This window comes from Microbacterium sp. NPDC087592, assembly GCF_044743585.1.
In the GTDB taxonomy this organism is placed as follows: domain Bacteria; phylum Actinomycetota; class Actinomycetes; order Actinomycetales; family Microbacteriaceae; genus Microbacterium.
In genome coordinates, this window is record NZ_JBIUWT010000002.1 from 440030 (window position 1) to 453237 (window position 13208).

Consider the following 13208-nt stretch of genomic DNA (forward strand, 5'->3'; position numbering starts at 1 on the left):
GCGAACCGGCAGCCCCTCGCTCTCAGCGTCCGTGCGGGTCGGTCCGGTTCAGCGTCGCGACGACCTGGTCGTAGTCGCCCCGAGCCTCGCCGTAGCGGAGGAACTTCACCCGCTCGACCTGGATCTCGGTGGCGTGCGGCTGTGACTCGATCAGTGCCGTCACCTCGTCGATGAACTCGTCGAGCGGCATCGCTGCCTCGTTGTCCTCGTGACCCGGCATGAGCGGCGTACGGACCGCCGGCGGCTCGAGCTCGAGCACAGAGACGCTCGTCCCCGCCAGCTGCAGGCGCAGCGATTCGCTGAGCATGTGGATCGCGGCCTTGCTGGCGTTGTATGTGGGCGTCACACGAAGCGGGGCGAAAGCGAGCCCCGACGACACGGTCATGATCGTGGCGTCCTGCTGCGCACGCAGGTGGTCGATGAACGCGGCGATGAGGCGGATCGGACCGAGGATGTTCGTGGCGACCGTCTCTTCCGCGGTCCCCAGGAATCCGGAAGGCGTGGTCCAGTCCTCGGCGCGCATGACGCCGGCCATCGTGACGAGCACGTTGAGTGCAGGATGCTCGGCGAGCACGGCCTGCGAAGCCTCATCGATGCTGCGCGCATCCGTCGTGTCGATCCGGACCGTGTGGATGCCGGGATGCTCCGCGGCGATCGAGATGAGCCGGTGCTGTCGGCGTCCGCCCACGATGACGGTGTTGCCGCGTTCGTGCAGGCTCAGAGCGAGAGCGAGGCCGATGCCGCTGGTCGCGCCGGGAATGAAGATGGTGTTTCCGCTGATGTCCATGGACCCAGCATCCGAGCGACGTCGAGCGCCCTCCAGAGAGCGGTCATCCAGGGACGGGCGCTCCCTGGATCGGATCAGGCCGCCGGGAGATACTTCGGGGGTGGACCGTGATGCACTGGCCGAATTCCTCCTCCGCCGCCGTGAAGCTCTGACGCCCGCCGACGTCGGGCTGTCGACGGGGCCGCGGCGTCGCACGGCGGGCCTGCGCCGCGAGGAGGTCGCGCAGCTGGCGACGATGTCGACCGACTACTACACCCGCCTCGAGCAGCGGCGGGGTCCGCAACCCAGCGTGCAGATCCTCGCGGCGCTCGCGCGCGCACTCCGGCTCACCGAGGACGAGCGCGACTACCTGTTCCGACTCTGCGGTCACAGCGCACCCGACCGAGCACATGTCACCGACTATGTGCGCCCCGGCATCCTCCGCGTGCTCGACCGGCTGCACGACACCCCGGCTTTCGTCGTCTCGCTTCTCGACGAGGTGCTCGTGCAGAACGACGCCTCCCGCGCGCTCGTGGGCGACGCGAGCACGCTCACTGGTCTCGACCGCAGCGGCATCTACCGGTGGTTCGCCTATCCCGACGACGAGCGGCGTCGGTATCGCGAGGCCGACCATGCGAGACAGGCTCGTGCGCTCGTCGGGTCGCTGCGTGCGGCCCACGGTGTGATGGGGGCGCGTTCACGGGCAGGCGAGATCGTCTCGGCGCTCACTGCGCGGAGTCCGGAGTTCGTCGAGCTGTGGGACGCGCACGAGGTGAGCCGCCGGTTCGAGCAGCACAAGGTGATGGTGCACCCCGAGCTCGGCGAGATCGAGGTCGACTGTCAGGCGCTGTTCACCGAGGACGAGTCCCAGGCGCTGATCGTGCTCACGGCGGCGCCGGGCAGCGAGGCAGCGAGCAAACTCGAGTTCCTGCGGGTGCTGGGGACGCAGAACGTCTGACCAGACGCGGGTCAGGACTCCTCGTGGGTCCTCGGGTCGGCGTCGAACAGCCGTCCGTCGGGGCGCCCGAGTGCGGTGATCGCTGCCACCTCGGCATCGCCGAGCACGATCTCGGCCGCCGTGAGGTTCGCGACCTGATGCTCCCGGGACGACGCCTTGGGGATCGACACTGTGCCACGGGCGACGTGCCATGCGAGGACCGTCTGCGCCGGTGTCACGCCGTGCGCGGCGGCGACCTCATGGATCACTGCCTCGTCGAGCAGCTCCTTGGCGCGTCCCAGAGGGCTCCATGCCTCGGTGAGGATGCCGTGCTCGCGGTGGTAGGCGAGCTGCTCCTCCTGCGGGAAGTACGGGTGCACCTCGATCTGGTTGACGACGGGGCGCACACCGGTCTCGCGCTCGATGCGTTCCAGGTGTTCCGGCAGGAAGTTCGAGACGCCGATCTGCCGGACCACTCCGCGCGCCTGCGCGTCGACGAGCGCAGCCCAGGCCTGGACGTACTCGTCCTGGCCCGGGTTCGGCCAGTGGATCAGGTGCAGGTCCGTCGCCTCGAGCCCGAGACGCGAACGGCTCTCCTCGATGCTGGTGCGCGCCTTCGGAGACGCGTGGTGGCGTCCGGGGAGCTTCGTGGTGACGATGATCTCCGAGCGGTCGACGTCGGATGCGGCAACTCCTCGGCCGACCGAACCCTCGTTCTCGTAGTTGAAGGCCGTGTCGATCAACCGGTACCCCGCTTCAAGGCCCCCTGTGACAGCATCCGCTCCGGCGTCGCCGTTGAGCGCATACGTGCCGAGCCCGATCGCCGGGAGTGCGAAGCCGTTGTGGGCGGTGAAGGTGGGGACAGTGGTCATCGTGACTCCTCCGGTGCGTTTCCTCCGAGCGTACGCTGAGGGAATGACAGCAGAGACGGACATGGCGTCGGATGACGTGGTGATCGACGACGCGATGCGATGCCCGTGTTCGTCCGGCGAGGCGTTCGGCGGCTGCTGCGGTCCACTGCTGCGCGGCGCCCCCGCTCCGACGGCGGAGCGCCTGATGCGGTCGCGGTACACGGCGTTCGGGCGCCACGATGCGGGTCACCTGCTGCGCACCTGGCATCCGACATCGAGGCCGCGGACGATCGACTTCGAGCCGGATCTCGAGTGGCGGCGGCTGCTCGTGCTCGATCGCGTGGCCGGCGGTCCGTTCGATGACCAGGGCATCGTGGAGTTCGAGGCGATCTGGCGGCAGGGCGCCGAGCGGGGCTCCCTGCACGAGCGCAGCCGCTTCGTCCGCGAGGACCGGCAGTGGTACTACGTCGACGGCGACGTGAGCTGATGGGCGGATGTCGCCGCAGCGACTAGATTTGAGAGCGTGAACGCCAGCCCCGAGAACCAGCGCACCCTGCTCGACATCGCCGACCTCGACCGGCGCATCGCGCAGGCCGAGCGTGCCCGTACCAAGCCGAGCCAGGCGGGGCGGATCACCGAGCTCGTCGCCATCCGCCAGGAGCAGCTCCGTGAGCTGACGAATCTCACCGGTACCCGCGACGACGTGCGCACCGAGCTGAAGCGCCTGGAGTCTGACGTGGCCGTGGTCGAGGCGCGCCGTAACCGTGACGCCGAGCGACTCGCCGCATCGACGAATTCGAAGGACGCGCAGGCGCTCGAGCACGAGCTGGCGAGCCTCGCCCGTCGGCAGAGCGACCTCGAAGACGCGGAACTCGACGTCATGGGGCGGCTCGAAGAGGCGGAGGCCGCAGTCGCCGCACAGCAGGCTCTCCTGGAGACGACCACCGCCGAGGGGTCGGCGCTCACCGCCCAGGCCAAGGCAGATGTCGCCGCGGCGACGGATCTGGGTGCGCAGCTCGCCCGCGATCGAGCGGCCGTGGCCGAAGGCGTCTCACCGGAACTCCTGGCCGAGTACTCCCGTCGCGCGACGAACAGCGCCGGCGCGGCTCTTCTCACCCGCGGCACCTGCGAAGGTTGCCGCATCCTGCTTCCCAGCACCGATCTGAACGACATCCGCCGCGCGGCGGACGACCTCGTGGTCTCCTGCCCCGAGTGCGGCTGCATCCTCGTGCGCACCGAGGAATCCGGGCTCGCATGAGCGGTGCCCGCGCCCGCCGCCGATGACAGCGCCGGCGTCGGGGATCGAACGCCGCATCGCGCTCATCTCCGTCGGCGCGCAGGAGTACGTCGCGATCGAGCTCGACGCCGACGACGAAGAGCAGAACCGCACGTCTCTGCGCACCGACGAGCTGTCCGCATGGGTCCACGCCGCGGAGACCTCCGACGCTCCGCGCTGGATCATGCGCACCGCCGCGGAGACCTACGCCCTCCTCCTCGGCGACGGAGTGCGGATCTCTCGCAGCCATGATCTGGTGCTGTGCCATGCGATCCTGCGCGACACCTCTGCGGTGCCGACCCCGCTTCCCGCGTCGCACGAGTGGGAGCGGCGTGAGCCGACCGTTGCGGCGCCGTCGCTGTTCGACGTGTTCGACGACACGAGCGGAGAGGACCCGATCGTCACGACCCTCGGTCAGTACCGGGCGCAGCGGGAGACGATCGCTGCGGCGCCGGATGGTCGCCTCACGCTGCTGTGCGCGGCGGAGTCGGCGGGCGGACTCATCGCCGAGGAGATGCGGGCCGCGGGGTTGCCCTGGGACGAGGGCGTGCACGATGCGATCCTGACCGACACGCTGGGCACGCGTCCGGTCGCCGGTGGAACGCCGAGTCGTATGGTCGAGCTCGGCGATCGAGTGCGGGAACTCCTCGGCGACGCCTCACTGCACCTCGACAGTCAGCAGAAGCTGCTCCGGGCGCTGCATCGCGTGGGAGTGCAGGTGGAGTCCACCAGCCGCTGGGAGCTCGCCGAGCACGACCACCCGGTCGTCGAACCGCTGCTCGCGTACAAGAAGCTTTCCCGGCTGCTCAGCGCCAACGGCTGGGCCTGGCTCGCCGAATGGGTGCACGAAGGGCGGTTCCGTCCCGTGTACATCCCCGGTGGCGTGGTCACCGGGCGCTGGGCCTCCGCCGGCGGGGGCGCGCTTCAGCTTCCGCGGAGTCTGCGCCCCGCGGTACGCGCCGATCCCGGATGGACTCTGGTCGTGGCGGATGTCGCGCAGCTGGAGCCGCGGATGCTCGCGGCAATGGCGTCCGACGAGGCGATGGCACGGGCCGCGCGGGGGAGCGATCTCTACGCCGGCGTCGTCGCATCCGGAGCGGTCGCCACGCGTGAGGAGGCGAAGTACGCGGTCCTCGGTGCGATGTACGGCGCCACGACCGGTGACAGCGGCCGGCTCGTTCCGCGTCTGAGAAAGGTGTACCCGCGCGCCATGGCGCTGGTCGACGCGGCGGCGCGCACGGGCGAGGACGGCGGCATCGTGTCCACCTGGCTCGGCCGATCATCGCCCCGACCCTCGGTGGAGTGGATGCGTCTGCAGGCCGATGCCACCGGCGCTGATGCCGATCCGGCGGTCGTGGCGCTCGCTCGGCGCCGGGCGCGTGACTGGGGGCGATTCACCCGGAACTTCGTCGTGCAGGGGACTGCCGCCGAGTGGTCGCTGATCTGGCTCGCGGAGATCCGCCACCGCCTGCAGCAGATCCCCGAGGGCTTCACCACGGCCGCGGCATCCGGTCCCTTCGCGCAGGCACCGCACCTGGCCTTCTTCCTGCACGACGAGGTCATCCTGCACGTTCCGCAGGAGCACGCAGAAGCGGCGGCCGAGGCCGTGCGTGAAGCGGCCGCGGTCGCGACGACCCGCCTCTTCGGGTCCTTCCCGATCGACGTGCCCCTGGACCTCCGGATCGCAGAGTCCGCCGAGAAGTAGGAATGGCCTCCCGAGAAGTAGACTGGGAGTGCGAATGGGTCGACTGGACGGCCGCGTGGCGGGTGACCGCACCGAGGAACGTCCGGGCTCCTCAGGGCAGGACGGTGGGTAACGCCCACCCGGAGCAATCCGCGAGAAAGTGCCACAGAGAGTAGACCGCCCCGCAAGGGGTAAGGGTGAAAGGGTGGTGTAAGAGACCACCGGGGGCCATGGTGACATGGCCCGCCAGGTAAACCTCGTCCGGAGCAAGGTCAGACAGAGGATGATGACGCGGCTCGCCGAGTCCTCGGGTAGACCGCTAGAGTGCCACGGCAACGTGTCGCCGAGAGAGATGGCCGTCGAAGGGGCGAAGAACCCCGGAACAGAACCCGGCGTACAGGTCGGCCCATTCGCATGAATCGGCCTGATCCGCTGGTCACTTTCGAGGCACCTCGGAACTGCGTCTTGTTCCCGTCTTGACCTTGACACGCTGACAAGGTGTGAAGTGGGATGTGGAGGTGGTCCTCATGACCCAAGACAACATGACATCCCCCGAGAGCCGGCTGCGCAGCGCGTTGAGCACGTCGGACGCATCAGTCAGGCTGCAGACGGCGCTCACTGCGGGGATCCACACGGACGACGCGTACCTGCCGGTGCTCATCGAGCGGTGCTCGGTCGAGCCCGACTTCTACGTGCGGGACATGCTCACATGGGCGATCACCCGCCAGGATCGGACGAAGGCCGTCGATCTCCTGCTGCCCGAGCTCGACTCGACGACTGCTCAGGCCCGGAGCCAGGCCCTGCACAGCCTCTCGAAGCTCGGCGACCGGCGTGCCTGGTCAGCGATCACCGTGGACTTGCTGCGTGACGACGACGCCGAAGTCGCGAAGGCGGCGTGGCGCACCGCGGCAGGCCTCGCGCCGGAGAGTGAGCACCCCGCACTCGCCCGCGAGCTGGCTCGCAACCTCGGCCGCGGAGATCGTGAGCTCCAGCGAAGCCTGAGCCGGGCGATCGCGATGCTCGGCCCCGCCGCCGAGCCCGTCGTCGACGCGGCGACGGCTGCGCCGGACCCCGGGGTTCGTGAGCACGCGCTGGCCACAGCACATGTCATGGCATACCCGGACGATGGTTTCGAGGCGGCCATCGAGGAAGCCCGGCGAGTGGTCGCGCTTCGGGACGCACCGACGGTCGGAGACGGCTGACATGCTCATCGGGGAGGTCGCTCGGCGAAGCGGGGTGAGTGCACGCATGCTGCGCCACTACGACCGCATCGGTCTCGTCTCGCCGACGGCGCGCACCAGCGGCCACTATCGCCAGTACGCGGAAGTGGATGTCGAGCGGCTGCTCCACGTGGAGAGTCTGCGATCGCTCGGCCTCAGCTTGGCGGAGGTCGCCGACGCACTCGACTCCGAGGCGTTCGCATCGGCGGATCTCGTCGAGCGCCTCGCCGAGCGCGCGCGGGCTCAGCAGAGCGCCGCGACCGAACTCGTCTCGCGTCTGGATCGCATTCGCGCGAGCGATCCTCGCGACGTGGCCGATGCGCTTCGTGTCATCGCACTCATTCGTGGATTCGATTCCGTGAGCGCGTCCGGCCGACAGAGGTTGGCTCTGACACTCGAGAAGGGCGACGAGCGCGACACGGCCGTCCTCATCGAGGCTCTGCTCCGCGAGGATGAACCGAACGTGGCCGGCGCGGTCCTCTGGTCCCTCGCGATGATCGGAGACCCCGCGGTTCCCGTTCTCGCGAGGGAGCTCACCTCAGCGCACGCGCGGCGACGACACCGTGCGCTGAAGGCGCTCCTCAAGATCGGCACGCCTCGAGCGCTGGCGTCCGTGGCCCGGCAGACGACGCACCCGGACCCGCGAGTTCGTGCTCGCGCGAACATCGTCGGGAGTATGTCGGGCGACATCGCCGTGGTCGCCGCACTGGTCGCGCAGGTGGCCGCGGGGGAGCTCGACATGGAGGCGAGCGACGCTCTGGAGGCGCTCGCCTCTCGTGAAGGGTTCACGGGCGAGCTCGTCCGTGCTTCGACGGCGGTGATGGCGATGACCGACGCCGATGGACGTCGGCGCCTGGTCGGGATGCTCGCGTGCATCCCCGGGCCCGACGTCGAATCAGTGCTGCAGACGCTGGCCGCCGACCCGGAGTTCTCCGTCGCGATCGCTGCCCGCGCCCACCTCGGGGTTCGCACGGAGCGCCGCTGACCGGTCGAGACGGGTTCGTCCACGCCGCCCGACTCATGACGAAGGCCCCGATGACTGCAGAGTCATCGGGGCCTTCGAGGTTCAGGAGCGGGTGAGGATCAGTCGCCGGCGAGCGACGCCGCGCCGATGATCCCGGAGTTGTTGCGATGGATGGCCGGCACGATCGGGGTCTTGAGGTCGAGGAGCGGGAGGAAGTCTCCGGCGTTCTTCGACACGCCGCCGCCGACAACGAACAGGTCGGGGCTGAACAGGAACTCGATGTGCGAGTAAAAAGCCTGCAGGCGCTCCGCCCATGCGGCCCAGCTGAGGCCCTCGCGTTCGCGTGCCGATGTCGCGGCATACGTCTCGACCGACTCGTACTCACCGAAGTTGAGGTGGCCCAGCTCGGTGTTCGGCAGCAGCACGCCGTCGTAGAGGAAGGCGGACCCGATGCCGGTGCCCAGGGTCGTGAGCAAGGTGAAGCCGCGCACGTCCCTGGCCGCGCCGTGGCGGGCCTCGGCGACGCCGGCGGCATCCGCGTCGTTCACGAACACGATGTTGCGGCCGAGTCCGTCGCGGAAGAAGCGCTCCGCATCGAAATCGATCCATTCCTTCGACACGTTCGCCGCGGAGAGCGTCTTGCCGCGCTTGACGATGGCCGGGAAGGCGACACCGAGCGGGAGGGTCGAGTCGTGCACGTCGAGGGTCTTCAGAACGGTCTGCACGGCGTTCAGGACATCCTGAGGCGATGCGCCTTCAGGGGTGGGGACCCGCACCCGGTCGGATGCCATGATTCCGTGCTCGAGGTCGACGATTCCTGCTTTGATTCCCGTGCCGCCGATGTCGACGCCGATCGCTTTTGCCATGGGCGATAGCTTAGCGACCACGGTGCACGCCAGTAGGATCGATGACATCACGTGAAGAAGGGACAGGCATGTCTGACGGTGACCACAAGTACTGGTACAACTCCGAGACCGGCGAGGTCGAGTTCGGCATGATCTCGCCCTCCATCGACCGGATCGGGCCCTTCGACACGGAGGCCGAAGCCCGCCGCGCGCCCGAGGTGCTCAAGGAGCGTTCGCGCGCCTGGGCCGAAGAGGAAGCCGTGGAGCAGGGCTGGGACGCCAAGGGCTCGCAGAACGCGGGCGACGCAAAGGGCCAGGGCGCAGAGTAACCATGGACAAGCAGAGGGATTTCGTCCTCCGGACGATCGAGGAGCGCGGCGTCAAGTTCGTGCGGCTGTGGTTCACCGACGTCATCGGCACGCTCAAGTCCGTGGCGATCGCTCCGGCCGAGGTCGAGGGGGCGTTCGCGGAAGGCATCGGTTTCGACGGTTCGGCGATCGAGGGGCTGACGCGCACCTACGAGTCGGACCTGCTCGCGCAGCCGGATCCGACGACGTTCCAGACGCTGCCGTGGCGCGGCGAGATCGATCCGACGGCGCGCATGTTCTGCGACCTGACGACGCCCGACGGACAGCCGGCCGTCGCCGACCCGCGGCACGTGCTCAAGCGCACGCTCGCGAAGGCCGCGGATGCCGGCTTCACGTTCTACACGCACCCCGAGATCGAGTTCTACCTGCTCAAGTCGTCGTCGTTCGGGCCCGACGGTCCCGTGCCGGTCGACTCGGCCGGCTACTTCGACAACGTTCCCGGCGGCACGGCTCACGACTTCCGTCGCCGTTCGGTGCGGATGCTCGAAGACCTCGGCATCTCCGTCGAGTTCAGCCACCACGAGGGTGGACCCGGACAGAACGAGATCGACCTCCGCTATGCGGACGCCCTCACGACGGCCGACAACATCATGACCTTCCGCACGGTGATCAAGGAGGTGGCGATCGAGCAGGGCGTCTACGCGACGTTCATGCCGAAGCCGCTCAGCGATCAGCCCGGCAGCGGCATGCACACCCACATGTCGCTCTTCGAGGGTGACCAGAACGCCTTCTACGAGGAGGGCGCGAAGTACCAGCTCTCCAAGACCGGCCGACACTTCATCGCGGGTCTTCTCCGACACGCGAACGAGATCTCCGCCGTGACGAACCAGTTCGTGAACTCCTACAAGCGGCTCTGGGGAGGCGACGAGGCGCCGAGCTTCGTCACCTGGGGGCATGCGAACCGCTCGGCCCTCATCCGCGTGCCGATGTACAAGCCGAACAAGAGCCAGTCGTCGCGCGTCGAGTACCGCGGCATCGACTCCGCCTCGAACCCGTACCTCGCCTACGCGCTGCTGCTCGCGGCAGGACTCAAGGGCATCGAGGAGGGCTACGAGCTGCCGCCCGAGGCCGAGAACAACGTGTGGTCCCTGAGCGACGCCGAGCGGCGTGCACTGGGATACGAGGCGCTTCCCGCGAGCCTCGACCACGCTCTGGAGTACATGGAGGCATCCGAACTCGTCGCCGAGACGCTGGGGGAGCAGGTCTTCAACTACGTGCTGCTCAACAAGCGCAAGGAATGGGAGGCCTATCGTGGCCAGGTCACCCCGTTCGAGCTGAAGAGCAACCTCGAACTGCTCTGACCTGCGCCGATGGCCCGACCGGACGACTCCGTCTCCCTCTCCGCCCTGGCCAGGCTCGGTTTCGCCGAGTTGAGCGAGGCGGCGGCATCCCTGTCCGAGTTGGCGACGGTTCTCGGAATCTCGCGATCGTCACTTCTCGAAGGAGCGGATGCTGCCGACCCCGACGCCGCCGTGCGGGGAATGGTCCGTGTCGCGCGTCGGGACCCCGGACCCCTGAAGGGCCTGCTCGACATCGCTGAGACGCGTCACCGCGTGTGGCGGGTCTTCGGTGCCTCGGAAGGCTTGGCCGACTTCTTCCTCCGCCATCCCGATCAGCTCTCGGTGCTGGGGGAGGCCCTCGACGCGTTGCCGTCGCCGGAGTCGCTCCGGACGCAGCTGCTGGCATCGGTCGGCGCCCGAGATGGCTTCGCGACGTCAGCGGACGATTCCGCAGTCGTGGCCGTGCGTGTCGCGTACCGCCGCAGCCTCGCCGCCATCGCCGCCTATGACCTGACCCACCGCGAGCCGAAGACGGTGGTTGCCGCGGTGTCCGCCGCACTGTCGGACGCCGCCGGAGCGGCCTTGGAGGCCTCGCTCGCGATCGCACGCGCGCGTCTCAGTGAGACCACCCCGCGGGAGCAGGTAGCGGCGACGCGGCTCTCGATCATCGGCATGGGAAAGGCGGGGGCCCGCGAGCTCAACTACGTCAGCGACGTGGACGTGATCTTCGTGGGCGGCACCAGCGACGAGGAGGTCGTGACGGAGGCCCGCGCGATCGACATCGCGACGCGGCTGGCCCGCGAGACGATGCGCGGTCTCGACAGCATCGAGGTGGAGCCCCCGCTGTGGGAGGTCGACGCCAACCTACGGCCCGAGGGCAAGCAGGGGGCCCTCGTGCGCTCGCTCGCCTCGCACCTCGCCTACTACGATCGCTGGGCCAAGAGCTGGGAGTTCCAGGCACTCCTGAAGGCACGGCCTCTCGCCGGAGACGCCGACCTGGGCGCCGAGTACGTCGAGGCGGTGCAGCCGAAGATCTGGTCCAGCGCCGCTCGCGAGGATTTCGTCGAGAGCGTCCAGCGGATGCGCGAGCGCGTGACCGAGCACATCGATCCGGACGACGCGCCATATCAGCTCAAGCTCGGAGCGGGCGGTCTACGCGATATCGAGTTCACCGTGCAGTTGCTGCAGCTGGTCCACGGCCTCACGGACGAGTCGATCCGCACGCGCGGCACGCTCGAGAGTCTCGACGCCCTCGTCACCGGCGGGTACATCGGACGAGCGGATGCCGCGACGTTCGCTGACGACTACCGCATCCTGCGACTCATGGAGCACCGCCTGCAGCTGCGCGAACTGAGCCGCACGCATCTGCTTCCTCGGACTCCCGCCGGTCTGCGCGTACTGGCGCGCAGCACGGCACTCGCCGAGAGCGGCGACGGAGTATGGACGCGATGGGAGGCTGTGCGCCGCGAAGTGCGCGAGATCCACACTCGGCTGTTCTACCGCCCGCTTCTGAGCGCGGTGGCCGGTCTTCCCGAGGAGGAACGCACACTCTCCACGGCGCAGGCGCATGACCGCCTGGCGGCGATCGGGTTCCGCGACCCCGCGGGCGCCCTGCGGCACATCGGTGCACTCACGACCGGGCTCAGCCGCAAGGTGACGATCCAGCGGGCGCTGATGCCGATCATGGTGCGGTGGTTCGCCGACGGAAGCGACCCCGATTACGCGCTTCTCGCGTTCCGTCGCATCAGCGAACGCCTCGGCGACACCCCGTGGTTCCTTCGGATGCTGCGGGACTCGTCGGGTGCTGCCGAGAGCCTCACACGACTGCTGTCCTCGTCACGCTACGTCGGGGAGCTGCTGGAGTGGATCCCGGAATCCGTGGCCTGGCTCGACAGCACCGAACGGCTGCGTCCCCGCGGTGCGGCGGCGCTCGATGAAGAGGCGCGCGCGATCCAGACCCGTCACGAGACCATCGGCGACGCCCTTCGAGCGGTGCGGGCTCTGCGCCGTCGGGAGCTGCTGCGGACCGCGATGGGCGCCGTCCTCGGCGTGTTGACGATCGAAGAGGTGGCTGTCGCGCTCACGGAGATCACCGAGGCGACCATCCAGGCGGCCCTGCGCGCCGTCATCCGGGAGGTGGTTCCCGATTACGCCGCAGAGCTCGACTTCGCCGTCATCGCCATGGGGCGTTTCGGGGGTGCCGAACTCGGTTTCGGGTCGGACGCCGACATCCTCTACGTGTACGACGCGAACGGGGTCGACTCGCAACGGGCGCAGAAGCTCGCCACGCAGATCGTGGCAGGACTCCGCGAGCACCTGACCGATCACAGGCTCCCACTCGATCTCGACGCCGACCTCCGACCGGAGGGGCGGAACGGACCGGTCGTGCGATCGATCGCCGCGTACGCCGAGTACTACCGGCGCTGGTCGCTCTCCTGGGAGGCGCAGGCGCTCCTGCGCGCGCGGGGGGTGGCGGGGAGTGCGAAGCTCATCGAGCGGTTCACGGCCCTCGCGGACACGATCCGCTACCCGGAATCGGTCGACCTCCAGGGAACGCGTGAGATCAAGCGCATCAAGGCCAGGGTCGAGGGGGAGCGGCTGCCGCAGGGCGCTGATCCGCGGCGACATCTGAAGCTCGGCCCCGGCACGCTCAGCGACGTCGAGTGGCTGGTGCAGCTGCTGCAGCTGCAGCATGCGCACGCGATCCCCGGCCTGCGGACCACAGCGACACTCGGTGCGCTGGACGCCGCCGTCGCAGCCGACCTCGTGGAGGAGGGCGACGCCGAGCGGTTACGGGAGGCGTGGCGCCTGTCGAGTCGGCTGCGCTCGGCGATCACACTCCTCACCGGGCAGACGAGCGATCTGCTCCCCGCCGATCGGCGCCAGCTGGATGCGATCGGCAGCCTGCTGGGATACCCGGAGCGTTCGGCGACCGAGCTCGAGGAGGACTACCTCGGCGTCACCCGACGCGCGCGCAAGACCTTCGAGGAGCTGTTCTACGGATAACCGCCGCCTCG

The 13208-nt window shown here is 68.9% G+C and carries 12 protein-coding genes and 1 other RNA gene; 10 read left to right on the forward strand and 3 right to left on the reverse strand.

The genetic code is table 11. From position 1 onward, the window contains the following. Positions 1 to 22 precede the first annotated feature (22 nt). Positions 23 to 787, reverse strand: a complete 765-nt coding sequence (locus ACIOTO_RS15065) for an SDR family oxidoreductase (RefSeq protein WP_400858453.1) — start codon at positions 785 to 787, stop codon at positions 23 to 25. Between the two features lie 100 nt (positions 788 to 887). Here ACIOTO_RS15065 and ACIOTO_RS15070 point away from each other — a divergent pair, with 100 nt between their 5' ends. Next, positions 888 to 1724, forward strand: coding sequence for a helix-turn-helix transcriptional regulator (locus ACIOTO_RS15070; protein ID WP_400858454.1), 837 nt, complete (start codon positions 888 to 890; stop codon positions 1722 to 1724). A gap of 11 nt (positions 1725 to 1735) precedes the next feature. Here the strand turns inward: ACIOTO_RS15070 and ACIOTO_RS15075 are convergent, their stop codons facing one another. Then, positions 1736 to 2575 carry an aldo/keto reductase gene (locus ACIOTO_RS15075; RefSeq protein WP_262001032.1) on the reverse strand — a complete coding sequence of 280 codons (840 nt, stop codon included), beginning with the start codon at positions 2573 to 2575 and terminating at the stop codon, positions 1736 to 1738. Positions 2576 to 2618: 43 nt separating this feature from the next. Between ACIOTO_RS15075 and ACIOTO_RS15080 the strand changes: the two genes are divergently transcribed. The 6 genes from ACIOTO_RS15080 (at position 2619) to ACIOTO_RS15105 (ending at position 7719) form a co-directional block, all read left to right on the forward strand. Next, the gene (locus tag ACIOTO_RS15080; protein WP_400858455.1) at positions 2619 to 3041 is read left to right on the forward strand and encodes a YchJ family protein; all 423 of its coding nucleotides are present in this window, start codon (positions 2619 to 2621) and stop codon (positions 3039 to 3041) included. Positions 3042 to 3077: 36 nt separating this feature from the next. Further along, complete coding sequence (locus tag ACIOTO_RS15085) at positions 3078 to 3812, forward strand: zinc ribbon domain-containing protein (protein WP_400858456.1); 735 nt, start codon at positions 3078 to 3080, stop codon at positions 3810 to 3812. A gap of 22 nt (positions 3813 to 3834) precedes the next feature. Beyond that, entirely contained in the window at positions 3835 to 5535 is a 1701-nt protein-coding gene (locus ACIOTO_RS15090) for a bifunctional 3'-5' exonuclease/DNA polymerase (protein WP_400858457.1), read from the forward strand. 35 nt (positions 5536 to 5570) lie between these two features. After that, positions 5571 to 5927: RNase P RNA component class A (rnpB, locus tag ACIOTO_RS15095), an RNA gene on the forward strand. Between the two features lie 114 nt (positions 5928 to 6041). After that, complete coding sequence (locus ACIOTO_RS15100) at positions 6042 to 6716, forward strand: HEAT repeat domain-containing protein (RefSeq protein ID WP_400858458.1); 675 nt, start codon at positions 6042 to 6044, stop codon at positions 6714 to 6716. A gap of 1 nt (position 6717) precedes the next feature. Beyond that, on the forward strand, positions 6718 to 7719 hold the full coding sequence (locus tag ACIOTO_RS15105) for a MerR family transcriptional regulator (RefSeq protein WP_400858459.1): 1002 nt from the start codon (positions 6718 to 6720) through the stop codon (positions 7717 to 7719). Positions 7720 to 7817: 98 nt separating this feature from the next. On the opposite strand, the gene ppgK is transcribed toward ACIOTO_RS15105, so the two are convergent. Next, the gene (ppgK, locus tag ACIOTO_RS15110; protein WP_029261802.1) at positions 7818 to 8564 is read right to left on the reverse strand and encodes a polyphosphate--glucose phosphotransferase; all 747 of its coding nucleotides are present in this window, start codon (positions 8562 to 8564) and stop codon (positions 7818 to 7820) included. Positions 8565 to 8632: 68 nt separating this feature from the next. Between ppgK and ACIOTO_RS15115 the strand changes: the two genes are divergently transcribed. Genes ACIOTO_RS15115 through ACIOTO_RS15125 form a run of 3 tightly spaced genes read left to right on the forward strand, consistent with a single transcriptional unit; the run spans position 8633 to position 13197 of the window. Continuing rightward, entirely contained in the window at positions 8633 to 8872 is a 240-nt protein-coding gene (locus tag ACIOTO_RS15115) for a hypothetical protein (RefSeq protein WP_036303297.1), read from the forward strand. Positions 8873 to 8874: 2 nt separating this feature from the next. Further along, positions 8875 to 10212 (forward strand): type I glutamate--ammonia ligase, encoded by a 1338-nt coding sequence (gene glnA, locus ACIOTO_RS15120; protein WP_029261804.1) that lies wholly within the window; start codon positions 8875 to 8877, stop codon positions 10210 to 10212. A 9-nt stretch (positions 10213 to 10221) separates the two neighbouring features. Next, positions 10222 to 13197, forward strand: coding sequence for a bifunctional [glutamine synthetase] adenylyltransferase/[glutamine synthetase]-adenylyl-L-tyrosine phosphorylase (locus tag ACIOTO_RS15125; RefSeq protein ID WP_400858460.1), 2976 nt, complete (start codon positions 10222 to 10224; stop codon positions 13195 to 13197). Positions 13198 to 13208: the final 11 nt, after the last annotated feature.

Excerpts from the sequence above, each read along its gene's own strand:
- ACIOTO_RS15080 (WP_400858455.1), top strand. The coding sequence starts at position 2,619 with ATGACAGCAGAGACGGACATGGCGTCGGATGACGTGGTGATCGACGAC.
- ACIOTO_RS15125 (WP_400858460.1), top strand. The coding sequence starts at position 10,222 with ATGGCCCGACCGGACGACTCCGTCTCCCTCTCCGCCCTGGCCAGGCTC.
- ACIOTO_RS15105 (WP_400858459.1), top strand. The coding sequence starts at position 6,718 with ATGCTCATCGGGGAGGTCGCTCGGCGAAGCGGGGTGAGTGCACGCATG.
- ACIOTO_RS15090 (WP_400858457.1), top strand. The coding sequence starts at position 3,835 with ATGACAGCGCCGGCGTCGGGGATCGAACGCCGCATCGCGCTCATCTCC.
- glnA (WP_029261804.1), top strand. The coding sequence starts at position 8,875 with ATGGACAAGCAGAGGGATTTCGTCCTCCGGACGATCGAGGAGCGCGGC.
- ACIOTO_RS15065 (WP_400858453.1), bottom strand. The coding sequence starts at position 787 with ATGGACATCAGCGGAAACACCATCTTCATTCCCGGCGCGACCAGCGGC.
- ACIOTO_RS15075 (WP_262001032.1), bottom strand. The coding sequence starts at position 2,575 with ATGACCACTGTCCCCACCTTCACCGCCCACAACGGCTTCGCACTCCCG.
- ACIOTO_RS15115 (WP_036303297.1), top strand. The coding sequence starts at position 8,633 with ATGTCTGACGGTGACCACAAGTACTGGTACAACTCCGAGACCGGCGAG.
- ppgK (WP_029261802.1), bottom strand. The coding sequence starts at position 8,564 with ATGGCAAAAGCGATCGGCGTCGACATCGGCGGCACGGGAATCAAAGCA.
- ACIOTO_RS15100 (WP_400858458.1), top strand. The coding sequence starts at position 6,042 with ATGACCCAAGACAACATGACATCCCCCGAGAGCCGGCTGCGCAGCGCG.